The organism is Zunongwangia endophytica, assembly GCF_030409505.1.
In the GTDB taxonomy this organism is placed as follows: domain Bacteria; phylum Bacteroidota; class Bacteroidia; order Flavobacteriales; family Flavobacteriaceae; genus Zunongwangia; species Zunongwangia endophytica.
The window spans coordinates 3,108,285-3,133,537 of record NZ_JAUFPZ010000002.1; the positions used below are offsets into that span (position 1 = coordinate 3,108,285).

At 34.6% G+C, this 25,253-nt stretch carries 21 protein-coding genes and 1 tRNA gene; 7 read left to right on the top strand and 15 right to left on the bottom strand.

Features of this window, described 5'->3' with window-relative positions:
• Window position 1: 1 nt before the first annotated feature.
• Window positions 2-3,169 (bottom strand): DUF4175 family protein, encoded by a 3,168-nt coding sequence (locus QWY91_RS13610; protein ID WP_290235972.1) that lies wholly within the window; start codon window positions 3,167-3,169, stop codon window positions 2-4.
• A gap of 229 nt (window positions 3,170-3,398) precedes the next feature.
• Between QWY91_RS13610 and gltX the strand changes: the two genes are divergently transcribed.
• Window positions 3,399-4,916, top strand: a complete 1,518-nt coding sequence (gene gltX / locus QWY91_RS13615; protein ID WP_290235974.1) for a glutamate--tRNA ligase — start codon at window positions 3,399-3,401, stop codon at window positions 4,914-4,916.
• Between the two features lie 90 nt (window positions 4,917-5,006).
• Here the strand turns inward: gltX and QWY91_RS13620 are convergent, their stop codons facing one another.
• The 4 genes from QWY91_RS13620 to QWY91_RS13635 all read right to left on the bottom strand — a co-directional run bounded on the left by QWY91_RS13620 (window position 5,007) and on the right by QWY91_RS13635 (window position 7,773).
• Window positions 5,007-5,222, bottom strand: coding sequence for a DUF6327 family protein (locus QWY91_RS13620; protein WP_290235975.1), 216 nt, complete (start codon window positions 5,220-5,222; stop codon window positions 5,007-5,009).
• On the bottom strand, window positions 5,222-5,578 hold the full coding sequence (locus QWY91_RS13625) for a phage holin family protein (protein WP_290235976.1): 357 nt from the start codon (window positions 5,576-5,578) through the stop codon (window positions 5,222-5,224). The genes QWY91_RS13620 and QWY91_RS13625 overlap by 1 nt, the downstream gene beginning before the upstream one ends.
• Before the next feature lie 9 nt (window positions 5,579-5,587).
• The gene (locus QWY91_RS13630; RefSeq protein ID WP_290235978.1) at window positions 5,588-5,962 is read right to left on the bottom strand and encodes a YtxH domain-containing protein; all 375 of its coding nucleotides are present in this window, start codon (window positions 5,960-5,962) and stop codon (window positions 5,588-5,590) included.
• Between the two features lie 131 nt (window positions 5,963-6,093).
• Entirely contained in the window at window positions 6,094-7,773 is a 1,680-nt protein-coding gene (locus QWY91_RS13635; RefSeq protein WP_290235980.1) for a glutamine--tRNA ligase/YqeY domain fusion protein, read from the bottom strand.
• 318 nt (window positions 7,774-8,091) lie between these two features.
• Between QWY91_RS13635 and folB the strand changes: the two genes are divergently transcribed.
• Together folB and QWY91_RS13645 are read left to right on the top strand one after the other, a co-directional pair.
• Entirely contained in the window at window positions 8,092-8,448 is a 357-nt protein-coding gene (folB, locus tag QWY91_RS13640; protein WP_290235982.1) for a dihydroneopterin aldolase, read from the top strand.
• 54 nt (window positions 8,449-8,502) lie between these two features.
• A tRNA-Cys gene (locus tag QWY91_RS13645) sits at window positions 8,503-8,573 on the top strand.
• 101 nt (window positions 8,574-8,674) lie between these two features.
• Here QWY91_RS13645 and QWY91_RS13650 read toward each other — a convergent pair.
• The 3 genes from QWY91_RS13650 to rnr are packed head-to-tail and all read right to left on the bottom strand — an operon-like array spanning window position 8,675 to window position 12,301.
• Window positions 8,675-9,379 carry a LysE family translocator gene (locus tag QWY91_RS13650; RefSeq protein ID WP_290235984.1) on the bottom strand — a complete coding sequence of 235 codons (705 nt, stop codon included), beginning with the start codon at window positions 9,377-9,379 and terminating at the stop codon, window positions 8,675-8,677.
• Between the two features lie 30 nt (window positions 9,380-9,409).
• Window positions 9,410-10,084, bottom strand: a complete 675-nt coding sequence (locus QWY91_RS13655) for a head GIN domain-containing protein (protein WP_290235986.1) — start codon at window positions 10,082-10,084, stop codon at window positions 9,410-9,412.
• 12 nt (window positions 10,085-10,096) lie between these two features.
• Window positions 10,097-12,301 carry a ribonuclease R gene (gene rnr, locus QWY91_RS13660; protein ID WP_290235988.1) on the bottom strand — a complete coding sequence of 735 codons (2,205 nt, stop codon included), beginning with the start codon at window positions 12,299-12,301 and terminating at the stop codon, window positions 10,097-10,099.
• A gap of 431 nt (window positions 12,302-12,732) precedes the next feature.
• Here rnr and QWY91_RS13665 point away from each other — a divergent pair, with 431 nt between their 5' ends.
• From QWY91_RS13665 to QWY91_RS13675, 3 genes are all read left to right on the top strand, one after another.
• Window positions 12,733-12,975 (top strand): DUF2007 domain-containing protein, encoded by a 243-nt coding sequence (locus tag QWY91_RS13665; protein ID WP_290235990.1) that lies wholly within the window; start codon window positions 12,733-12,735, stop codon window positions 12,973-12,975.
• A gap of 532 nt (window positions 12,976-13,507) precedes the next feature.
• Window positions 13,508-13,942 (top strand): RpiB/LacA/LacB family sugar-phosphate isomerase, encoded by a 435-nt coding sequence (locus QWY91_RS13670; protein ID WP_290235992.1) that lies wholly within the window; start codon window positions 13,508-13,510, stop codon window positions 13,940-13,942.
• A 73-nt stretch (window positions 13,943-14,015) separates the two neighbouring features.
• Window positions 14,016-14,453: a GNAT family N-acetyltransferase gene (locus QWY91_RS13675; RefSeq protein WP_290235994.1), complete on the top strand. Its 438-nt coding sequence runs from the start codon at window positions 14,016-14,018 to the stop codon at window positions 14,451-14,453.
• A 3-nt stretch (window positions 14,454-14,456) separates the two neighbouring features.
• Here the strand turns inward: QWY91_RS13675 and QWY91_RS13680 are convergent, their stop codons facing one another.
• The 6 genes from QWY91_RS13680 to QWY91_RS13705 all read right to left on the bottom strand — a co-directional run bounded on the left by QWY91_RS13680 (window position 14,457) and on the right by QWY91_RS13705 (window position 22,123).
• Complete coding sequence (locus QWY91_RS13680; RefSeq protein ID WP_290235996.1) at window positions 14,457-16,094, bottom strand: S41 family peptidase; 1,638 nt, start codon at window positions 16,092-16,094, stop codon at window positions 14,457-14,459.
• A gap of 34 nt (window positions 16,095-16,128) precedes the next feature.
• Window positions 16,129-16,539 carry a ribonuclease P protein component gene (rnpA, locus tag QWY91_RS13685; protein WP_290235998.1) on the bottom strand — a complete coding sequence of 137 codons (411 nt, stop codon included), beginning with the start codon at window positions 16,537-16,539 and terminating at the stop codon, window positions 16,129-16,131.
• Between the two features lie 37 nt (window positions 16,540-16,576).
• Window positions 16,577-17,566 (bottom strand): 2-hydroxyacid dehydrogenase, encoded by a 990-nt coding sequence (locus tag QWY91_RS13690; protein ID WP_290236000.1) that lies wholly within the window; start codon window positions 17,564-17,566, stop codon window positions 16,577-16,579.
• Window positions 17,567-17,695: 129 nt separating this feature from the next.
• Complete coding sequence (locus QWY91_RS13695; RefSeq protein WP_290236003.1) at window positions 17,696-19,567, bottom strand: M1 family metallopeptidase; 1,872 nt, start codon at window positions 19,565-19,567, stop codon at window positions 17,696-17,698.
• Window positions 19,568-19,578: 11 nt separating this feature from the next.
• Complete coding sequence (locus tag QWY91_RS13700; protein WP_290236005.1) at window positions 19,579-21,276, bottom strand: S8 family serine peptidase; 1,698 nt, start codon at window positions 21,274-21,276, stop codon at window positions 19,579-19,581.
• Window positions 21,260-22,123, bottom strand: coding sequence for an MBL fold metallo-hydrolase (locus QWY91_RS13705; protein WP_290236006.1), 864 nt, complete (start codon window positions 22,121-22,123; stop codon window positions 21,260-21,262). Before QWY91_RS13705 ends, QWY91_RS13700 begins: the two co-directional genes overlap by 17 nt.
• Window positions 22,124-22,289: 166 nt before the next feature.
• On the opposite strand from QWY91_RS13705, the gene QWY91_RS13710 reads away from it, so the two are divergent.
• Window positions 22,290-24,176: a cation:proton antiporter gene (locus tag QWY91_RS13710; RefSeq protein ID WP_290236008.1), complete on the top strand. Its 1,887-nt coding sequence runs from the start codon at window positions 22,290-22,292 to the stop codon at window positions 24,174-24,176.
• 72 nt (window positions 24,177-24,248) lie between these two features.
• Here QWY91_RS13710 and QWY91_RS13715 read toward each other — a convergent pair whose 3' ends face one another.
• Entirely contained in the window at window positions 24,249-25,007 is a 759-nt protein-coding gene (locus tag QWY91_RS13715; RefSeq protein WP_290236010.1) for a YebC/PmpR family DNA-binding transcriptional regulator, read from the bottom strand.
• Window positions 25,008-25,253 lie beyond the last annotated feature (246 nt).

Here is a 25,253-nt window from a genome sequence, read left to right on the forward strand (position 1 = left end):
ATTATTCATTGAAATAAGTGTTAACCCGGTTCTTCAAATTTTGGCGCAAAGGTAAGATTTGTCTATCTAATATCTCAATGCTATTAAAATATTCTTTAGCCTCTATTTGATTAGTATTAGACTCATTTTCAAATTCAAAAGAATTGGTTTTACTTTCCCTCTCCTCTCGCTCTCCATTCTCATTTATAGAATTATTTAGATCTAACATCTTTTGATTTAATTGATCTAATACCTCTAGGGAGTTATTATTAATATTATCTTCCAAAACGTCATTCTCTAAACGGTCAAAACTAGGGTTAAGATCGTCCATATTCATTCCGTTTTGTTTGAGAATTTCTTCAAGATTTCTCTTAATCTCTTCTTGGCGTTTATAAATTTCAAAAAGCTTAGATTGATTTTCTTCTTTGCCATGAGGTTCGGATCTTTCACCATTCATTTGCTCCTTCATTTCCTCACCCAGTTGTTTTTGTTGCTGAATAACATCCTGTAGTTGCTCACCAGAACCAGATCCACCAGACTCTGAACCAGAACCCATCTGGTCATTCATATTATCCAAAATCTCATTCAGCAAGACCGCTAGATCATTCGCTCCGGTAATTGTATATTGTTGCGAAGACAGTGCTTTTGCCAACCGAACTTCTGCTAATTCTTCAAGGGAGTGATTTATATTAAAAGAAACATCTTCTAATAATTCGAATACTTTTTCGGCAATAAATTGATTCTTTAAACCTAAAGAAAATAGACTATCATCAACATGTTCAAAGTTCTCTTTTAACTGGTATTGCTCTTTCAATCTATTGGAAAACTCAGGACTTTTAGAATCTATCTCTGCAAAACTTTCCATCAAATGCTCTTGTTCAAAAGAGAATATTACAAGATTATCCAACACTTTTCGAAGACTTTCTATGTCGGCCTCCAATGTTTGCATCTCCATGCTAGACATACTTTGTTTCATCTCTGCAGCCAACTTCTTCATTTTTTCTCCTGCCTTCTTTTGCTCTTGAGACTTTGAATTATCTGAATCCTTACCAGCATCCTTATTTAATTTATCTAAATCGTCTCCAATTTCTTCTTCAGTTTCCTTATTTCTTTCAAGCGATTTTGGACGTTTTAAGGCTTCATTTTTTTTATCAAGCTCGTCTAATTCTTTTCGTAATTGTTCGAATTCCGAATTAATCTCCTCTTGAGATTTACCCAGACTATCAAGATTTTTTTGCTCCTCCCCTAGCCTATCCAATTTCGTAGCAACCTGATCAAATTTTTGTTTAACATAAAATTGCTTTGTCAATTCTACCAACTGCTCTAAACTGCGCTTTGATGATTTTTTATTCTTAGATAACTCTTCTAACTTTTGCTGTAAATTTTCATTTTTAATCTTGTCTGAATATTCTTTTAATTCGTCCAAAAGTTTCTTGTTATCTTCAAGCTTATCTTGGCCATTTTCCAGACGCTTTTTTAGATCTTTACTTTCTTTATTATCTTTTTCTGTTTCCGATAATTTCTCTTTAATATCTTCAGAAAACTTCTCCATTAAAGCATTTTCTCTTTCCTGATTTTTTATGAACGATTCTAATTTTTGCTTCTGCTCATAATCAAATTCTTTATCCTCTAATTGATCGTTTAATAATTTCTCTAGATCATCTTCTTGCTTAAATTTCTCGAATTCTTCGGAAAGATTATCGATATTCTGTTCCTGATCTTTTAAATTTTTATCCTGAATTTCTTCTGAAGTTCTATTATAAAAAGTAAACGTTTCAGTTAAAGCTGACTTTGCACCGTTTACGCCATCATTATCAAAAACCACAAAATAATATTCATAATTTTCACCTTCTTCAACCTGAATTTCACCCGGGAAAGAAGCATAAAATTGACTAATCGTTTTTCCACCAAAATCTATCTTTTTGCTTTGGAATTTATCTTCCCCTAACTGACGAAAGCGTAAGATTAAATTTGAAATTCCGTAGTCATCACTAATCCGCCCACCATAAAATTTACTATCAGTTCGTGAGGAATCAACTTTTTCTTCTACCTCTATAGTCGGTCTTTTATCCTTCACTACTTGCAGTTGAAATGATAATGGCTGATATTTAGTAATGTTTTCATTTGAAGTAGAAATAGTATATTTCAAATTCTCATGAACTTCTTTCTTGAAAGAAGTATCAACAGCATAACCGGAATCCTTTATTTGAAAATTGACTGCAGTTGTGTTCCTATGTTCAAATAACCAGGTGACCTTAGTTCCTTCAGGTATATTTAAATTACCATCACCATTAACCGAGTCGTTAGAACGATTCAGATACACTGGATATTCTAGTTTTAATTGAAAATTAATCAACTCCGGTACGGCAATGACTTCTAAAATATAAGTTTTAGAGCTTATATTATCTGTTTTTAGCTCAAATTCTTGATTTTCAGTAACATTTGAAAATAAATAGGTAAATCTTCCAAGCTGCAATTCCTTCATAAAATATTCGGCATCTCCAATTTCAATTTTCAATTGCTGCGGAATTTCTTTTCCTACTGTATTTACTTCAAGCAAAAAATCTTCACCTTCAATAACCTTCAGTTCATTATTCAGCATAAAACTAAAGGGTGCTGGTTTTTCGTAAACCGAAGTATAATTTCTAATACGTTCGAAAGAACTGAACATCCACTGCCCTCTTCCACTAATCAAAAATGCTAAAATCAATAATAGCGGAATACAAGCCAAAATCATATAATTTCGATATTCCATTAAACTTACCGCCTTGGAAAAATTATAGAACTTTAGCTCGGATGATTTTTGCCGAATAGCAGCTTCAAGAAATGTAGAATTTTGCTGAGATCTGAGTTCAATAAGATTAAGCAGTTTGTCATCAATTTCAGGAAAATAATTTCCAATCATTGCTGCAGCTTCCTTATCTGAAATTGCACGATTAAGATCCAAATATTTAATTAAAGGAAGTCCGATAAAAAAGATCAGCAGACTTACTTCAACGAAAATCACAGAAATAAATAAGGAAAAACGAACCGTAGCATCAAACCATAAATAGTTCTCAAATATCAATAATATGAGCAAGTAGAAAATCCCAATAAAAAGAAACAAAGCAATTCCCTTTATCAATTGGTTTAATTGATACTTTTTGATAAAAGCTTTTAATTGATTTTTTATTGCTTCAAATTCAGCCATAAATTATTCTGTCTTTGCGGAATAATGTTCTGCATTCCTATGTTGAATCATCTACTACTAATGCAATAAATTTCAGCACAATTCCGTAGAAAATTGATTCCTATAAATGTAAACAATATAAAACATAAATGAAGTGTATTGATTTTTTGAAAAATCTCAAAAAACCATAAGTCAGTTATTTTAGGATTGCATGATTTAGGTTGTATCTTTGCCACAAAAATAAGCATTTATGTCTTCTAAGGTACGCGTAAGATTTGCACCCAGCCCTACGGGTCCACTACATATTGGTGGGGTAAGAACAGCATTATATAACTACTTATTCGCTAAAAAACACGGCGGTGATTTTATTCTTAGAATAGAAGATACCGACCAAAATCGATATGTAGAAGGAGCAGAACAGTATATTATTGATTCTTTAAACTGGTGCAATATTCCTTATGATGAAGGACCAGGTAAAGAAAAAGATTGCGGGCCATACCGCCAAAGTGAACGTAAAAGTCTTTACAAAGCTTATGCCGATAAGTTAATCGAAAGCGGAGATGCATATTACGCTTTCGACAGTGCAGAGGAACTTGATAAGCATAGAAAATCGCACGAAGCGGAAGGAAAAACGTTTATTTACAACTGGCACAATCGTGAAAAACTAGAAAATTCTATCGCACTACCTGAAGAGGAAGTGAAAAAAAGAATAGAAAATGGCGAACATTATGTCGTTCGTTTCAAATCTCCAAAAGACGAAACTCTTAAAATTTCTGATGAAATTAGAGGGAATATGGAGATCGATACAAGCATCCTGGATGATAAAGTTTTGTATAAAAGCGACGGGATGCCAACCTATCATTTAGCGAATATTGTAGATGATCATTTAATGAAGATCTCACATGTAATTCGTGGTGAAGAATGGTTACCATCTTTGGCTTTACACTTTATGCTTTACCGAGCTTTTGGTTGGGATGCGCCTAAATTTGCTCATTTACCGCTGATTCTAAAACCACAGGGTAAAGGAAAATTAAGCAAACGTGATGGTGATAAATTAGGCTTTCCTGTATTTCCTTTAGAATGGAAAGATCCTGAAACTAAAGAAATTTCAGCCGGATATCGCGAAGATGGATATTTTGCTGAAGCGGTTACTAACATGCTCGCGTTCTTAGGATGGAATCCAGGAACAGAGCAGGAATTCTTTACATTAGAAGAACTTGTTAAAGCATTCGATCTTAAACGAGTACATAAAGGCGGTGCTAAATTTGATCCTGAAAAAACAAAATGGTTTCAACAACATTATTTACAAGAAGCCGATAATGGACATATTGCAGAAGAATTTTCAAAATTCTTAGAGAAGAAAGAAATTAAAGTTTCTAAAGAATACACGCAGCATGTAGTGACTTTAGTTAAAGAGCGTGCTGTTTTTATTGAAGATATATGGGAACAGGGATTTTATTTCTTCGTCTCCCCTACTTCTTACGATCCAAAAAATACTAAAAAAGCATGGAAAGAAGGAACTAACGATTTAATGAACGAACTTATTACAGTATTAGAAGCTACGGAAGATTTTAAAGCTGAAATTGTTTCTGAAAATGTAAAAAACTGGATTAAATCTAAAGAAATAGGATTCGGAAAAATAATGCAACCCTACCGAATCGCTTTAGTTGGATCTTTACAAGGTGTTGATCTTTTCGAAATTTCTGAAGCTATCGGAAAAGAAGAAACGATTAGAAGAATTAAAAAGGCAACAGAAACGCTGGGCTAATATTCGGCAAAATCTATATCAAAATAAAAGGCTTCCAAAATTGGAAGCCTTTTTTATGTGTTTTACGCAATTATCTTCAAAAAGATGAAGTTATGTACGTTTTACGCCTATTATCTTTCCTACGGCCTTTAAAACAAGTGCTTTTTGAACCAATGCGCTTGCAGCATTACCAAGAACGTGCAAAGGCGACAACGAATCTTTTACCTCATCTATAGTAAGTTTGATCTCTTCACTATCAATTTTGGTTTGAAGTTTTAGAATCTTCAAATCTCTATCGATATCTTTAAAATTGGTATATTCTCTCATTAGTTCTCTTCATTAAAAATTTCACGTGAAAACTTTTTCAGCATAAATTTAGTTAATGGTTTTCTACCAAAAATCATAAAAAGCACTATAAGAATAAGATAAAATCCACCTACTATAAAAAATCCCGCTGAAGGTTCTTCTAAAGCAGCACTTATCGCAAACGCAATTCCTAATGATACAAAAGCTAATGCTGTACTAAGAGAAAAAGCAACCACCAGAAAGGTAACCAAAGAGATAGAAGCCCTTGAGGTTTGCTTGAATATTAAAAGTTTATAATATTCAGCGTTGCTATGCGTAAATGCTTTTACATTGTCATTAAGTTCGTCAATACTATTACTTAGTTTTTCAAACGCCATAGATAGTTATTATACGACTGCTTTATTAGCTTTCGTTTCAGCTTCTTCTTTCTTTACTTCTCTTTGCAATTTTGCATTTTGCTTTCTAAGCTCTTCTAGTTTAGATTCCATTGCAGATAAGATATCATCTGCTTTGTGACTAGCGCTAGATAAAGTTTCCTCTAATCTTTCTTCGAAGTCAAACTTAGCTTTCTTAGCTTTTTCTGTTAGATTAGAAGTAGTTTCGCTGTACTTTTGGTTAAAACGACCCTGAGCATCTAATGCATCTTTTCTAAGTTTATCTCTTGTCTTTTCTCCTTTATCTGGAGCATATAATAATCCGATTCCCGCTCCAATAGCTGCTCCGGTTACTAATGCTAAAAATGTATTTCCTGTATTTGCCATAATAAAATAAAGTTATTTGATTAATAGTTTGAATCAAAGATACATTATGAACCGGTTACCTCTTGTTAATAACCGGTTAATATGTATTTGAGCTGTACTAAAATATTCTTAAACAATAACTTATACAAGAATTACTTTTGTTTTTTAGCCCAGCCGTCTCTTAAAGTTACGGTACGGTTAAAAACCAATTGGTCTTTAGTGCTGTCTTTATCGATGCAGAAATAGCCAATTCTTTGAAATTGAAATTGCTCTAATTCTTCAGCTGTTTTAAGACTTGGCTCTACATAACCAGCAATTACATTTAAAGAATCTGGATTCACAAATTCTAGAAAGTCTCTATCTTTTACCCCATCTGGAGCTTCTTCTGTAAACAAACGGTCGTATAGGCGAACCTCAGCTTTTAGTGCATGCTTAATAGATACCCAGTGAAGCGTTCCTTTTACTTTTCTTAAAGATTCTTCGCTACCACTACCACTTTTACTTTTAGGATCGTATGTACAATGAATTTCTAAAATATTACCTTCTTCATCTTTAACAACATCTTCACCTTTAATGATATATGCATTTTTTAGACGCACTTCTTTTCCTAAAGTAAGTCTAAAGAATTTTCTGTTGGCGCTTTCTTTAAAATCTTCTCGCTCGATGTATAATTCTCTACTAAAAGGTACTTGTCTTGTTCCTGCAGCTTCATCTTCAGGGTTATTTTCGGCTTCCAGCCACTCTTCTTCCCCTTCAGCATAATTAGTAATTACTAATTTTACCGGATCTAAAACACCCATTACTCGAGGTGCCTTTTTGTTTAGATCTTCTCTGGCACAAAATTCCAAATGAGCAACATCGATCATGTTCTCTCTTTTCCCTACTCCAATAGATTGAGCAAAATTTTTGATAGATTCTGGGGTATAACCTCTTCTTCTTAATCCAGAAATTGTAGGCATTCTAGGATCGTCCCAGGATTGTACAATTCCTTTTTCTACCAATTGAGCAAGCTTTCGCTTACTTACCACAGTATGACTAAGATTTCTACGTGCAAATTCACGTTGTTTTGGTATAAATTCTCCCGGCTTACTTACTTTGTCTACAAACCAGTTATATAATTCTCTATGCGGTAAAAATTCTAATGTACAAAAAGAGTGAGAAACCTGCTCGATAAAATCACTTTCTCCATGCGCCCAATCGTACATAGGATAAATTTTCCATTCACTTTCTGTACGGTGATGTGGTTTGTGTACACATCTATACATTATAGGATCCCGCATTAACATATTTGCGTTTTCCATATCTATTTTTGCTCGTAGGACATGAGCACCTTCTTTGGTCTCCCCATTCTTCATTTTTTCAAATAAATCAAGGTTTTCCTCGGTACTGCGTTGTCTATAAGGGCTCTCGGTTCCTGGTTGAGTTGGTGTTCCTTTTTGCTCTGCAATAGCTTCTGAAGTTTGGCTATCTACGTAGGCATCACCATTCTTAATCATCACTACTGCCCAGTCGTATAATTGTTGAAAATAATCTGAAGCATAACATTCTTTGGCCCATTGGTAGCCTAACCAGGACACATCTTTCTTGATAGATTCTACAAATTCCCGCTCTTCTTTGATAGGATTTGTATCATCAAACCTAAGATTTACCGGAGCATCATAAGTTTCTCCTAAACCAAAATTTAAACAAATAGAAGAAGCATGACCAATATGCAAATAACCATTGGGCTCTGGAGGAAATCTAAACTTGAGACCCTCTTTTTTATAATCTGCTTTTAAATCTTCTTCAATAATTTGCTCAATAAAATTGAGTGATCTTTTTTCTTCAGCCATATTTAAAATCAACGATCCCTAATTGGGGAACTGAGTTAATATTTATTTCAAAATCTATAAAATTTCATCTAAATTGAAGATGAAATGAACGTTTTCAACATATCCAGTGATTCTAAAAAATAGTCCTCAATAGCTTAAAATTACATTGCTGACTAGTTTTTGTTTCATTCTGAATACCTAAAAATAGAGTGCAAAGTTATCAAAAATTAGCGCATGGCATAGGGTATATTAAGTAGAAATGAATTGTTAGCCGGAAGTATTCAGTCTCAAATATTTTATATCACTAAAACACCCACTATCTTTGCAAAAAACTATATTGTGGGAAGCATAAAATTAAAAAATATCAAAGTTTTCGCTTATCATGGCTGCCTTGATGAAGAAGGTAAGATTGGAAGTGACTATCGCGTAGATCTAAAAGTGAAAGGAGATCTCTCTAATTCAGCAAAATCTGATGAATTAGCCGACACCATTGACTATGTTCATTTAAACAAAATCGTGAAGGAAGAGATGGCTATACGTTCTAAACTTTTAGAAACGGTAGCTGAGCGTATAAACAATCGTGTTCTCCAAGAAATCCTTATGGTACAAAAAGTTAAGGTTTGGGTTTCGAAGATCAATCCGCCTATTGGTGGCAATGTCACAATGGTTAGTGTATCTAGAAGTAAAACCAGATAGATTTTTAGTCTAGAACTTAAAATTTTTATTACATTTGCATTCGCAATTAAAAAGGGCATCGTGGCCGAGTGGCTAGGCAGTGGTCTGCAAAACCATGTACAGCGGTTCGAATCCGCTCGATGCCTCTAAAAGAAAAGGCTTTCCAAAATTTGGAAAGCCTTTTTTTATGGTCTTATTTTTTAAGGTTAATTGCTGAAGTTATAGCTTCAATAACGAATATCAGCTTTTAGTCTCCAAATCCTAAACCTTCTCCCGGTGTAATATTATCGATTTGCTCTCTTATTTCGTTTACTTCGCTTGGAAATGCTCCCTGAGATATCAATACAATCCCGAAGATTACTAGCATAACACTAATGCCCTTCTTCATCTTATAAATTCTGTTGGGTGTAAGCTTACGATTCAGCTTTTTAGCTAATAAAATTTTGAATACATCTACAATTAAATAAGTCACTAAAACAGTACTGAAGAAGACAATAATTCTATCGGTTTGCATTTCTAAACGAGGACCAAAAACTATGATGAGTCCTAACCAAAAACCGAGTACGCCGATATTTATAAAATTAAGAAGGAAACCTTTTAAAGCCAGCCCCAGAAAATCACTTTTTCCTAGTTTTCTAATATCCGGACTATCCTCTTCCTGAGGAATAGATTTTTTTGTTTGTAAAAACGTCATTACACCGTAAGTAGTAAGAATAACACCGCCAAAAATAAATAATGCAGGATCGTCCTTAAGTCTTTCCAATAATTTAGTGGTACTAAGATAAGCGATACAAAGAAAAACCGTATCGGCTACAATCACACCTAAATCAAAAGAAATAGCAGCTCTAAAGCCTTTTATTGCAGCGGTTTCCAGCAATACAAAAAAAACGGGTCCAAGCATAAAAGCTAAAAATAGACCCAATGGCATAGCTGCTAAAATATCGTGTAGCATAAGCTGTCTTTAGAATACAAAGATATAGGTTTAGTTTTTTCTAACCACTTTACCACCAAATAAGGTGCTTTTATCAATTTCTTCAGGGTCACCGTAGACATTTACAGTTCCTCCCGCCTTTACCTTTGCAGTTACTTTTCCGGATACCGTAACATCGGCTACACCTCCTGCTTTAATATCTATATTTAAATATTCAGATTGTAAATTTTTAGCGTAGTATTTTCCGCCGGTATTAATATTTACTTCCTGGTGTTTAGTCTTTCCAGATGGGGTAATTTCACCACCACTTCTAATTAAAACGATAAGATTATCTACTTCAAAATCACCGGTAATATCACTACCTTCCTGAGCTTCCAAAGTGAAAAATTCAGCATTAATTTTATCTCCGATTAGTATTGAAGCATTTTGCTTTGCTCTAATTTCATCGATACTCTTATAATACACTAAAACCTGAGTATCATCATCGTCATCAAAAATATTATCGATTCCCAGCTTTACTTTTAATGTATTTTTATCGATTTCAAAATATACCTCTTCTCTACTCTCTCCAGTTACTACTGCTTTATTTTCATCAGCTCGTACTAGTTTAACCGGTAAACCATCATAAACAAAAATCTTCTCGAAATCTGCAAGATCATGTTTTGTTTCCTGCGCAGTTACAGCTACACCAATAGCCATAAAAACAGCAATGAATATATTTTTCATAATATTTCTATTCTATTTTTCTATATCTTCTTTTAATCCAAGCATTTCGAAATCTAAATGCCTTTTCACTAAATCAGCATTTTTCACTTTCACATAAACCTCGTCCCCAAGCTGATACATTTTTTTACTTTTTCTACCAATCACTGCGTAATGCTCTTCGCTAAATTCGTAATGATCGTCTGATAAATCTCTAAGACGAATCATACCTTCACATTTATTTTGCTCGATTTCCACAAAAATACCCCAATCGGTTACACCAGAGATCACGCCAAGAAATTCCTCGTCCTTGTGATCTTGCATAAATTTAACCTGCATGTATTTTATCGAATCTCGTTCAGCATTAGAAGCAAGATTTTCCATCTCGCTACTGTGGTGACATTTTTCGTCGTACACTTCTTCACTAGCAGAATCATTACCTTCTAAATAATGTTGAAGCAATCGATGTACCATAACATCTGGATAACGACGAATTGGTGAAGTAAAATGGGTGTAATAATCGAAAGCCAGACCGTAATGTCCTATATTTTCTGTTCCGTAGTAGGCTTTACTCATTGTTCTAATGGCGAGCGTATCTACGAGGTTTTGTTCTTTCTTTCCCTGTACATCTTTTAATAATCCATTTAGAGAGCTTGTAACGCTTTTTCTATCGGTAAGATTAAGAGAGTGACCAAAACGGCCTACAACAGTTTGTAACGACGCTAATTTTTCTTCATTTGGTTCATCATGACAACGGTAGATAAAAGTCTTCTTCGGTTTTTGCGCTACAATGAATTCTGCTACTTTCTTGTTTGCAAGTAGCATAAACTCTTCTATGAGTTTATTGGCATCCTTCGAAGTTTTAAAGAATACTCCGATAGGTTCATTTTCTTCATCTAAATGAAATTTTACTTCCACTTTGTCAAAAGAAATCGCACCATCTCTCATTCTAACCGATCGCATTTTCTTTGCCAAGCGATCTAATTCTAGCACCGCTTCAACAATTGAATTATCTACACTATACGCTCCATCTTCCCTGATCGAAATATCTTCAGGAATCTTATTTTCTTTTGTCTCGATGATATGCTGCGCTTCTTCGTAAGCGAATCTGGCATCAGAATAAGTTACCGTTCTACCAAACCATTGATCTTTTACTTTGGCATTTTTATCTAGCTCAAAAACCGCAGAAAAGGTATATTTTTCTTCATTCGGTCTAAGTGAACAAGCACCATTAGATAAAATTTCAGGAAGCATTGGCACTACTCGATCTACAAGATATACCGATGTTGCGCGCTCGTAAGCTTCTTCATCTAAAATAGTATCGGGCTGCAAGTAATGCGAAACATCTGCAATATGAACTCCAAGTTCTATATTTCCGTTTTCTAATTTTCTAAAACTTAGCGCATCATCAAAATCCTTTGCATCTTTTGGATCAATTGTAAATGAAAGTACATCGCGCATGTCGCGACGTTTCTTAATTTCTTTTTCTGAAATTGAAGTATCGATTTTATTCGCAAATTCTTCGACCTCATCCGGAAACTCGGCAGGAAGACCATATTGGGCTAAAATCGAATGAATTTCAGTATTATGAAGTCCAGGCTTTCCAAGAACTTTAGTTATTACTCCAAAAGGGGAATCTGCTCGCTTAGGCCAGTCATCTAATTCTACTAGAACTTTATCACCATCTTGGGCTTCACCAATCTTATTTTTCTGTACAAAGAAATCGGTATACATTTTTGGATCGTCGATTACCACAAATCCAAAATCCTTTTTCATCTGTAAAACACCCACAAAAGAAGTGCGTTTTCGAGTAATGATCTTTGTTATTTCACCTTCAGATTTTTTTCTTCTGCGGTGTTTATAAACATAGATTTCTACTTCATCACCATGAAAAGCCGTATTTAAATTGGGCTGCGGAATCATGATATCATCCTCAAACTCTTCTACGATCACAAAACCGTAACCTTTGGTAGACATATCTAGTTTACCGGTGTAATAATTTGCACCTTTTTCTACCATAAACTTACCACGCTCTACTGCAATAATCTCTTTTTTTGCTGCAAGCTGTGCTAGTTTTTTCGTGATTTGATTTCTACTGCTGGGATCGTCTACACCCAATTTAGCAGCAATCTGCTTGTAATTGAAACTTTTGCCGGCATTTTTTCTTAAAATGTCGGTAATCTTCTTATCTAAGTTACCCAGCTTATCGCCAGATTTATTTTTTCTTTTTTTTCTATTCATGCTCATATATAGGCTAAAATTAATGCATATAACTGATTTAAGATCAAAATCAATGTAAAGTTTTGTTAAGTGCTATAAACCTCTATTTTTAAAAACCTCAAAATACTAACGGGACTGCTCTAAAATATTTTTTAATTTCCTGCGTTAAAATGTAAAACTTATCTTAATAATTTCTTAATTTTACCACACGTTAGCAAACCAACTTATTTGCTAGTTTTATAACTATGAACTTGTTAGCCTTAAAATCTAAGCGATTTTTTATATTATTCTTCCTCATTTTTTTATTTGGGGTAATTGGCTTTTTTACCTACATCGAAAGTTCGTTAGATAAAAGATCTGAAGTACTTCCTGTTACTACTGCGTCCCAGCTAAAAATTTCTCAAAGCAATAACTAAATAAAGTGTATCTTTAAGTACCTATTAATCAGGTGCATGAAAGACTATATCTACCTCCAAAGTTATACGTATACCTTCGAATGTCACGTTGTTAAGCATCTATTAGACAACGAAAATATCTTATATCACTTTAAAAATGAGACGCTTATCGATCTTATACCATTATCCTCTTTCGCATTTGGCGGAATTAAACTTTACATTCATAAATCTCAGCTAACAAAAGCTAAAAAACTTTTAGATCAAATTTTTAAAACAAATAGTCATCTAAGAATCGTTTAATCGTAAGTAGTTATTCACAATATATATATCTATTATTTTTCTTTTCTTTTTTTTAAAACTTAAATGATGGTATATGATTGCTTGTTAATTTGTAGCATAAAATAGTGAACGAAAGTTTGGAATTTGACTTGTGATTATTTGATAACAACTTATCAACAGGTGTTTAAAATCTTAAGTAACTGATTATCTTATTACTTTTAGGTTTACTTAACAATTCTGAAAAATTTAATTAACATAGGTTTTCTTGAAATTTAAAAATTCACAGCCTGTTTATAAACTGTTATTAGTTGCTGAAAACTTGAAGACAAATAAGTGACTTATAATTTGGAAGTATAGCACTATGTCTGGTATTGTAATTTAAATTGGATAAAACAAATTAGGTTGTAATTTAATCATCATAGGTTATCCACATGTTATTGTCAATTCTAAAGCCTTGATTTTAAAGGTTATTTAAAAAGTAATTAACAACGTATTATTCCCGGGTTAATAAGCACTTTTTATACCTTTGTGAGTAGTTAATAAAACCAGAATTATGAAAATCTCCATTGGTAATGACCACGCCGGGACGCAGTATAAGAATATTATTCAGCTGTATTTAGAAAATGAAGCCGGTATAGAAGTAAAAAATTATGGTACTAATACAGACGATAGCGTAGATTATGCCGATTTTGTACATCCTGTAGCAGAAGATGTTGAAAACGGAGTATCAGATTTTGGAATCATTATCTGTGGAAGCGGTAATGGTGCGAGCATGACCGCCAATAAACATCAAAAAATTCGCTGTGCACTTTGTTGGACGGGTGAGATTACCAAATTGTGTAGAGAACATAATGATGCTAATATTCTAAGTATACCGGCAAGATTTGTATCTACACAACAAGCGGTAGATATGGTAAAGATATTTTTAAATGCTGAATTTCAAGGCGGTAGACACAAAACACGAATAGATAAAATTCCTTGTCAATAAGTAGGAATATTTAAACTGAATTATACATCCCGATTTTGTGCAAAATCGGGATTCATTTTTTTATAAAATAGCGATGGAAATACTTGTAAAACAATTTAACGAGCTTAGCTTAAAAGAGTTATATGATATTTTACAACTTCGATCTGAAGTTTTTGTAGTAGAACAAGATTGTGTGTATCAGGATATTGATGGTAAAGATGCCGATGCTTTACATATTATAGGTATAGAGAATAAAGAGATTGTAGCTTATACACGATGTTTTGATAAAGGATTTTATTTTGAAGAAGCCGCTATTGGTCGCGTCGTCGTAAAAATGAATCAGCGCAAATATGGGTTTGGTCACGAAATTATGAAAGCATCCATTAATGCGATTAAAACTCATTTTAGTACGGACGCAATTAGACTTTCAGCACAACAATATTTAACTAAATTCTATGAAGATCATGGGTTTACAACTGAAGGTGAAGGCTATCTGGAAGACGGAATTCCGCATATCGCAATGGTAAAATAGTCCTTAATTTTCAAGAATCTTAGCATACTGGCCCGGGTTGTTTAAAACTTCCCTGGCCTTTTTTATTTCACGACTATTGGCAACATGATTCTCGTATAAGCCTTCCTGATAAAAATACCGTTTTATGATCTCGTCTTGTAAAACTGCTTTAATTTCTTCTTTCTTTTCATCTAACTCGGCAGCCTTACTTTTATCGATTTCCTGAGTGATTTGTTTATAACTATCAAGGATATCTTGCTGAAAACCTTCAGATTGTGCAGTTATCAACAATTCTTCCAATTCTTGTTCAGTAGCTGTTTTATAGCTGAAATTTGAAGTTTTTAAATAGCTTTTAAAATCGTTGAATTCTGCATCACTAAATTCAAATTTTAGAGGATCTTCTAGAGAGTTATGATAATAGTATTCCGTAGCAAAATCAAATACTGCATTTTTCTCTAGCAAAGCTCTGGTAATACTGCTGTATTCTGAAGATTCTAAACGAACATCAGGTAAGATTCCGCCGCCATCGTAAACTGTTCTTCCGTTTTTAGTTTTAAAGGCATTATAGTCTTCTACTTTGGTTCTAACTGCCTTTCCGTTTTCATCACGTTTGCGATAATCTAAAGCCTGTATACAGCGACCACTAGGTGTGTAATAGCGAGAGATCGTAATTTTAAGCTGCGTGCCGTAAGCGATTTCTTTTGGACGTTGTACCAATCCTTTTCCAAAAGTTCTGGCACCTACCACCACTCCTCTATCCAAATCCTGAATAGCTCCTGAAACAATTTCACTTGCTGAAGCACTTTGACCATTCACCAAAACCACCAAAGGAATTTTAGTGTCTATAGGTTCTTTTTGTGTGTAATACTCTTTATTATATTTTTCTATAACCGATTTTGTACTGGTAATAAGTTCTCCTTTATCTAGAAAAATATTGCTCACATTAATAGCTTCACTTAATAAACCACCGGGATTTCCTCTAAGATCAAGTATTATTTTCTCGGCGCCTTTGCTTTTAAGATCCTTAACCGCTCTACTGGTCTCTTCGTAAGCTTTTTGATTAAATCTACTTAGTACAACATAACCGCTTTGATCTTCCAAAAGCGTATAAAATGGAACTGCTTTTAATTCTACAGCACTTCTTTTAATACTGGCTTCCTGTGTTTTTCCCTGTCGGATATAATTTATAGTGATTTTCGAGTTCATAGAACCGTTTAATAAAGCGCCGGCATTTTCAGTAAAATCAGACACCTTAGTATCTCCGATTTTAGTGATTTCGTCACCGGGTTTTAAACCAGCCTCGTCTGCCGGATAATCTTTATAAATTTCAGTTATCAACAGGTTATCACCATTCGATTTTAGCACTGCTCCTATGCCGGTATACTCGCCAGCCATGTCTATACGTGAGCTTTGTACATCTTGCTCACTCCAAAAGTTGGTATAAGGATCCAGATCTGTTAACATCGATTTTATGGCGGTATCCATAAGATCTGCAGGGCTGGTTTCATCAACATAATTCATGTTGATTTCCTTAAAAAGCATGGTGAATATCTCAATCTGTTTGGCGATTTCAAAAAAATCAGATTTAAAACCGACGCTAGAGAATAATACTGCGCCACCAAAAGCTAAGATTAGTGTTTTTTTATAGAATTTATTTTTCATCTTCGTCCTAATTAAAAGATGAAGTCTAGCTTAGCTATATACTTTCCACACTAATTTGCTCTTTGCGTTTTAGCCGTTCTAGTAAGTTAAGCATCAATTGCTCCATCTTGATTTGAGAAATGTCTTCGCGGGAAAGATATATAAACATTAAAGCATATTGTTGCTTAGCCCCGGTCGTTACAAGATACTTATTTTTTCTGAAAGATTCTCGCATCAATCTTTTAATGCGGTTACGCTGTACAGCGGTTTTTACAAATTTCTTCGGAACAGAAAAACCCGTCTTAAAATATTGATTCTTAGCTGAAGCAACTGAAGTATCCTGAGAAGTAATAGGAATATAGACTAACCGAAGTGGATAATTTTTTATCGAAACCCCTTCAGCAAAAAGCTTATCGATAAGAATTTTACTCTTTAATTTTTCATGTTTTTTAAAGCCTTCTTCCATGCTTCAAAAATAGGTATTGTATTTGGATAAATACAAACTAAACCTTAAGCTGATTGTTAGTATCTCTTCCTTCTTGAAAATCACTAATATTCTGTATCGTAACCTCAGCGATTTGCTGCAAGGCTTCTTTGGTTAGAAAGCCCTGATGCGCTGTGATTAATACATTTGGGAATGAAATTAAACGCGAAATAACATCATCTTTAATAATACTTTCTGAAAGATCTTTAAAAAATAATTGCTCTTCCTGCTCGTAAACATCGATCCCTAAATAGCCTAATTTGCCAGATTTTAAGGCTTCTATGGTATCCAGAGTATTGATTAACGGTCCGCGGCTTGTATTTATAAGCATCATACCGTCTTTCATTAATTGGAAGCTTTCTTCATTAATTATATGCTTTGTTTCAGGATTTAATGGGCAGTGCAACGAAATGATATCAGATTGCCTCATTAATTCTTCAAAAGAGACATAAGTTCCGCCGTTTTCTAGTATTTCGGGATTTTCGAATTTATCGTAAGCAATAATCTTACATCCAAAACCTCTCATGTTTTTGGCAAAAATGCTTCCTATTTTACCGGTACCAATTACTCCAACGGTTTTACCATGAAGATTGAAACCACGTAAGCGTTCCAAAGAAAAATTTCCTTCTCTAATTCTGTTATAAGCTTTATGCGTTTTGCGGTTTAGCGTTAGAATTAATGCTACCGCATGCTCGGCAACAGCCTCAGGAGAATAAGCAGGTACGCGATAGACTTTTATTCCAACTTTATCGGCCGCAGCAAGATTTACATTATTGAAACCAGCGCAACGAAGGACAACAAATTTAACGTCGTTTTCAGCTAATATCTCTAATGTTTCTTCATCCAGATCATCATGGACAAAAACACAAACACCATCGTAATTTTTAGCCAGATTTGCAGTGTCTTTGTAGAGTCTTACTTCAAAATATTTTAGCTGAATTTCTTTTTGGTCATAATGATCAAAGAATTCTTTATCGTAAGATTTAGTGCTGAAAAAAGCTAATTTCATGGTGGTGAGATTGGTTGATTAAAATTATGAAATTGCGCTATATTATGAAATAAAAAGTCAATGTTTTAAATGGATAACACAAAAAAGTCCGGCACTAGGCCGGACTTTACTTTTAGATATAAAAATATCTTATTCTGAATCTACTTCACCATAAGTATTATTATTACGGCTTATATCTGCCATAAGCTGAGATTCATCTATTTCAATTGATTTTATAGCCTCTTTAGGAGTATCTATATTCAAATCGTAAGTAGGCATTGCCCACGCCCAATCTTCTCTTACTTCGCGGTCTACGTCACCTTCTGCTGGTTTTTCCCAACGCATCATGCGCAATGGCATATAATACAGTTTCTTGCTACCATCGTTCATTGTAACGGTTACTTCAACAGGCATTGGCATTAAGCCTTTTCTTTCTAAAGTAATTTTAGTTCCGTTTTCAGCCTCTTCAACACTATTAATCGCGTAATCGATTTTATTGGTAGTTCTTGTCCAGTCATTTAAATACCAGTTTAACTCGGCTCCAGAAACCTTTTCAGCAACTCTTATAAAATCGTTTGGTGTTGGATGTTTAAATTTCCACTCATCATAATAACGATTTAAAGTTTTTGCAAGATTTTCCTGACCAATAATATAACCAAGTTGCGCTAAGAAAACTGAACCTTTACTATAAGCAGCGATCGAATATGCAGTGTTAATATCATAACGATCTCCATGGGTGGTTTGTGGTTGCTCCTTTCCAGAAGTCGCGATATAGTTGTAACCTCTGTAAGATCCAGAAACCGGATTTCCAGAAGTACCTTTTATCGTTTTTTGTGCTAATCCAGAAATATAAGTAGTAAAACCTTCGTCCATCCAAGGATGCTCAGATTCGTTAGTTCCTAAAAGCTGCTGAAACCATGAATGTGCAAATTCGTGAGCAGTAGTTCCTAGAAGGCTATTGTAGTCTTCACCACCAGTGATTAAAGTACACATCGCGTACTCCATACCACCATCACCTCCTTGGATAATTGAGTATTGTGGCCATGGATAAGGACCAATATGTTCATTAAAAAAAGCTAATAATTTGGCTGTTTCTGGCTGAATTCTTTTCCATGCATCTTTAACCTTCGCATCATCTTTGTACAAAAAATGAAGAGTTACACCACTTTCTGTTTCCAGTTTGTCGTGAATAAATTCTGGATCTGCAGCCCATGCAAAATCATGAACTTTCTCGGCTTTAAAATTCCAGGCTAATTTTTTGCCTTTACGCTTTACTTTAGTGCCTTCTTCTTCGTAACCGTAGCCAATTTCTTTTGGGTTTTGTAACTCTCCTGTACCACCGATAATATAATCTTTATCGATGTTAATAGTCACATCAAAATCTCCCCAAACCCCATGAAATTCTCTGGCGATATAAGGATCTGCATGCCATCCTTCAAAATCATATTCTGCTAATTTAGGATACCACTGCGTCATAGAAAGTGCAACATCATCGGCATTATTTCTACCAGATCTTCTTATTTGAACGGGTACCTGACCTTCAAATTCCATTTTAAAAGTAGTAGATTTACCGGGCAAAATTGGTTCAGCAAGATTTACAATAAGAATAGTTTCCTCATCTCCCATCGTTACTTCTTTCCCATCCTGAGTTAAAGAAGTGGCTCTTAAATAACCAATTTCATCTTCATTAAGTTTTGAAATTCTACTTTCGTAATCTGGATTTTGGCGATCACCTTTGTTATTTACCATTCTACCATCTGGATCATTGATATCCTGTAAACGGCTATCCATTTCGCTTCCCGGCTGAAATGCGTTAAAAAACATATGGTAAAAAACCCTGTTTAATGTATCGGGAGAGTTATTGGTATAAACCAGTTCTTGGGTACCAGTATATTGATAATTTTCAACATCCATATCTACGTCCATATCGTAGTCTACATGCTGTTGCCAGTAACCGGTATTATTTTGTGCTTGTGCAAAAACACTGGCCAAAAAGGCCATACTAAAAATCAGTTTTTTCATAAATGTGGTTATTATTTAGAAACTTTAGATGCTAATATTAAAGCATTATATAAATTAACAATTTTACCAGAGGTTGAAAGCTCACTAAATTGCTGAGTGTTTAATCGATCTCCGCCAACAATTACATTGGTTTTTACCGGTAAACCGCTATCCATAATAATCTTTTTAACCTGTGGAGCTGTTAATTTAGGAAAATAAGATCTAATCATGGCAGCTACTCCTGCAACCGCTGGAGAAGCCATGGAAGTTCCTTGTAAAAATTCGTATTCGTTGTTTGGCGTGGTAGACCAGATTTTGCTTCCGGGAGCAAATACATCTACATTTTTCTTTCCGTAGTTAGAAAAACCGGCTACTAAATCAGATCCATAATCGTAATTTAAAGCACCTACTGTTAGAAAATTGTCACTAATTTCCTGAGGCATATCTGGCGTTTGATCGTTTGGATATACCATTTCTTCATCCAGGTTTACACTTTCGTTACCTGCTGCATTTACAATTAACACATCATTATCGGCCGCGTATTTAATGGCATCTCTTACCCAATCTGGGTGCGTAGAGAAATATTTCCCGAAACTCGTATTAATAACTTTTGCACCATTATCTACTGCATATCGAATCGCTAAAGCAATATCTTTATCATACTCATCTCCATTAGGTACCGCTCTTACCGGCATAATTTCGACATTGTTAGCAACGCCGTTCATACCAATTCCATTATTTCTTTGAGCCGCGATAATACCAGCAACGTGTGTACCGTGTTTTATATTCTCTTTATCAGCTTCTGGGCCCATAACGTTGTTATTGCCATAGTTTCGATCGTCAAGATCATTAGGATCGTCACCTACAATAGCTCTTCCGTTAAGGTCTGGATTTAGATTAACTTCAACTTGATCTGTATAATAATCTAAAGCGCCATCTAATTCTTCAATAGCTGTAGGAATATTTTCATTTACATTTTGCTGAATCTGAAGCAACATCGCTTTGTATTGATTTAGCGGCTGTGCTGTTGCCTGCATCGCGCGAAGTTCTTCAGTAGTATAATCTTCTTTTCCTAGTTGTGAAGAAACCGCCTGGTGTGCAGAAACTAATTGCGATTTAATTTGTTGATATTGCGATAAATTCTGCTTTGCTTCATTCATTTTCTTTTCAAATTCAGCTTCCGCCTCCTTGTATAAAATAAATTCCTCGCGATTAGCTTCGCTTACATTGCTTGCAGACTTTCCTTCGTACTTTGGTTTTAAATCTCTGTAAATTCTAACAAATTCAAGATTTTCATCTACAGCATCACCTAAAAAGTTCCAGCCGTGAACATCATCTATATACCCGTTATTATCGTCATCTTTACCATTTCCCGGAATTTCATCGGTATTAGTCCAGATAACATTTTTAAGGTCTTCGTGTTCAATATCAGTTCCGCTATCAATAACACCAACGATAACTTTAGCGCCTTTTTGATTTTTTATAATTTCTGAATACGCTTTGTTGATACTCATTCCCGGAATGGTATCGGTAATCAAATCGGCTTCAGGCCAGTTTTTAAACTGAGCATCAGTAAGCGCAGTTACTTTAAGTGGAATGGTATCAATATTCTCAATTGGAGTTGAAACGATTGTTGGCGCGCTGCTACCGCAAGACGCAAGAATGGCTGCTGAGGTAGCAGCCAATAAAGGTTTATAAAATGGAATCTTCATTTTAATTAAATAATTCATTAAACGTGTATGTTTGATTAAGTCGCACACCTTTTTCGGTGTGTTTTACGGTTATAACTTCGTTGTGCGCATCATGTTGCATAAAAAGATAGATTTCTTCATCTGCAGCTTTATCCAAAAAGCTTTTCTTCTCTGGTAAAGTTAATAATGGTCTGGTATCAAATCCCATAACATAAGGCAAAGGCAAATGCCCTGCGGTAGGTAAAAGATCGGCCATAAAAACCAGTTTTTTTCCGTTGTATTCCAAATGCGGTATCATTTGTTTATCGGTATGACCATCTACAAAGAGTACGCCAAAGCCTAAATCTGGAATATTTGCGAAACTTTCATTATCCTTTCGATCTACAAAATGCAACTGTCCACTTTCTTGGATTGGCAGAATATTTTCTTTTAAAAAAGAAGCCTTTTCTCTCGCATTTGGGTTGGTAGCCCAATCCCAATGATCTTTATTACTCCAGTATCTGGCATTTTTAAAAGCCGGTTCGTAACCGGTGCGATCTTTATTCCATTGTATACATCCTCCACAATGGTCAAAATGTAGATGCGTCGTAAAAACATCGGTAATTTCATCACGATGAAATCCGTGCTTTTTTAATGACTTATCGATAGAATCATCTCCCCAGGGATAATAGAAGCTAAAGAATTTTTCACTTTGCTTGTCACCTAGTCCTGTATCAATAAGGATTAGTTTGTCACCATCTTCGATTAAAAGGCTGCGTGCGCCAATATCGATCATGTTATTACTATCTGCAGGATTTGTGCGTTGCCATAAGCTTTTTGGCACAACGCCAAACATGGCCCCGCCATCTAACTTAAAATTTCCCGCTTCGATAGGATATAATTTCATAAATTATCAAATTTTAGCAATATATCGCAAATTATTAAATCCATAAATTAAAAGCGTTTAATTGCGCTCATTTAACACCAGATTAGAAATAAATTGAGTTTAAGAAGAGCTTGTGAGCAAACTAAACTATTTTTAATATTTTTAGCCTTCAAATCAAACCGAAACAATGTTAGAGTTAGCAGGAATCATTATACTAGGAATATTGGCACAATGGGTTGCTTGGAAATTTAAAATTCCTGCGATCTTGCCTTTAATTTTAATCGGCTTAAGCGTAGGACCGATTGCAACTTTGTTTACAGAAAACGGTAATAAACTAATTGAACCTATTTGGAATGGTGAATCTGGTTTATTTCCCGGGGAAAGTCTGTTTTATTTTGTCTCCTTAGCCATAGGTGTGATCCTATTTGAAGGTGGTTTAACACTCAAAAAGGGCGAAATTCTTAATGTTGGTTTTGTAATTGTGAAGCTAATTACCATCGCCGTAATTGTAACTTTTATTGGTGCAGGGATCGCAGCTCACTATATTTTTGATCTTAGCTGGCAAATATCGTTCTTATTCGCTTCTTTAATTATTGTAACGGGACCAACGGTAATTACGCCAATTCTTCGGAATATTCCATTAAAGAAAGATGTCTCTATAATCCTGAAGTGGGAAGGTATACTTATCGATCCTATTGGAGCACTTGTTGCAGTTTTGGTTTTTGAGTTTATTTCTGCTGGGAAAGGGAAAGAATATACTTCAACGGTACTATTAGAATTTGGTAAAATTGTGCTTTTTGGATTCACATTCGGATTCACTTTTGCCCATGCCCTAGCCTACAGTATCAAGAAGAATATAATTCCGCATTATTTATTAAACGTATTGACCCTTGCAGCAGTTTTAGGAGTGTTTGTACTTTCAGATCAATTTGCCCACGAAAGCGGACTTTTGGCTGTAGTTGTGATGGGAATGGTAATGGGAAATATCGATCTTCCAAACTTAAAAGAACTGCTATATTTCAAGGAATCTTTAAGTATTCTTTTAATTTCCATATTGTTTATTCTGCTTGCTGCAAATATCAATATGGAGGATTTATACTTAATCTTTACCGGTAAAGCTATTTGGTTATTTGCTGTTATTGTTTTTGTAGTGCGACCACTTGGAGTGTTTGTGAGTAGTATAAATTCATCACTAAAATTTAATGAAAAGCTATTTATTAGTTGGGTTGGTCCGCGAGGTATTGTTGCGGCAGGTATTGCATCCCTATTTGGTATCGAGTTGCAAAGACAAGGCATAGAGGGTGCTGAATATATCACGCCGCTGGTATTTATGATCGTATTAGGAACGGTGCTTTTAAACGCAACCACAGCACGCTTATTCGCTCAATTAGTAGGTGTATTTTTAAAGAATTCTGAAGGGATTCTTATTATCGGTGCGTCATCTTTCTCTAGAATAATCGGTAAATACATGGAAGATAATGGCAGACATGTTGTTTTGGTAGATAACAACGGTATGAACATTAGAAAAGCAAAAAGCATGGGCTTAGATGCTATCGAAGAAAATGTATATTCTGAAGATTTGATTAATAATATTGAACTTAATGATATTGGTTATTTAATGGCGATGACCAGTAACAGTGAAATCAATAAGAACGCTATCAACAAATTTAGAAAGCATTTTGGTGAAAATGGATCTTTTAGAGTGGTTTCTCCTGAAGAAATGTCTGATCCTGAAAATAATCCAAAAGAAGGTTTGTTCTCGCAAACAGATGATTATGTGAAACTAACAAACCTGGCCAGAAAGTATTCGCAGGTGCATGAAATTACTTTAAACTCTAAAGAACATTACGAAGGATTAATTGAAATTTCGAAAACCGATCCAGATATCATTCCGCTATTCGTTAAAAATGTAGAAGGTAATCTTAGTATCATTCCTTCAAACAGTAAAGAAGTAGAGATCGAAGAAGAATTTAAACTTGTTTACTTAGGAAAACAAATGGAAGTTGAAGAAGATTCTAATACCGGCGATGCTGAAGATACTAAAACAAATACTGAAGAGGAAGAAGAGAAATAAATTCAAATTCGTATAAAAAAGCCCAATTTCAATTATCGAAATTGGGCTTTTTTATGATGTTTATTTAGTTAATTATTCCTCCTCCATCGCATCGATTAATTCGTCGGTGATTTCAAGATTGTGATATACATTTTGAACATCATCATCGTCTTCAAATTTTTCAATAAGGTTGAGGATTTTTTTAGCATCTTCAACCGGAAGTTCTACGGTATTTAAAGGAATTCGCTGTACTTCAGAAGATTTAGTTTCAATTTCCAGTTCTTCTAATTTTGAAGACATCAGGCCAAAATCTTCAAAATCGGTATAAACAGAAATAAGATCGTCTTCTTTTTCAATTTTGGTAGCGCCACCTTCAATAAGTTCAAGCTCAAATTCTTCTAGGTTTCTTTCAATCTTTTCTTTTTCAAGAACAAAAACTCCTTTTTTATCGAATAAGAATTCTAATGAACCATTGGTTCCCAAACTCCCCCCATTTTTAGAAAAAATAGATCGCACAGAAGATACTGTACGGTTCGTATTATCGGTAGTGCACTCTACAAAGATCGCTATTCCGTTAGGGCCGTAACCCTCAAAAGTAACCAGCTCGTAATTATCGGCATCTGCCCCACTTGCCTTTTTAATGGCTCTGGTGATGGTATCTTTTGGCATATTTACCCCTTTGGCATTGCTTATAGCATTGCGCAGACCAGGGTTAGATTCGGGATCTGGCCCTCCTCCTTCTTTAACAGCGACACTAATTTCTTTTATTGCTCTGGTAAATTGTTTTGCACGTCTTTTGTCCTGTGCTCCTTTGCGGTGTTTTATATTTGCCCATTTGCTATGTCCTGCCATTTTCCTCTTCTTTTAGCGTTTTTTAATCAGTTTTGCCTCAATTAAAGTCGATTTTGCTGAAAAATGAAGCAATATTTACAAATTTAAGAAATTGCGGTGCAAATAAGAAATTGGGTGTATTAGTACCATTTTTTTGAAAATTAAGCTAGAGTAAATCATAAATTATTATATATTGTTACCTCAAAATCAATCAAATAGAATATGAAGAAATTAATTTCCCTTTCTCTTTTAGCGTTATGTATATTA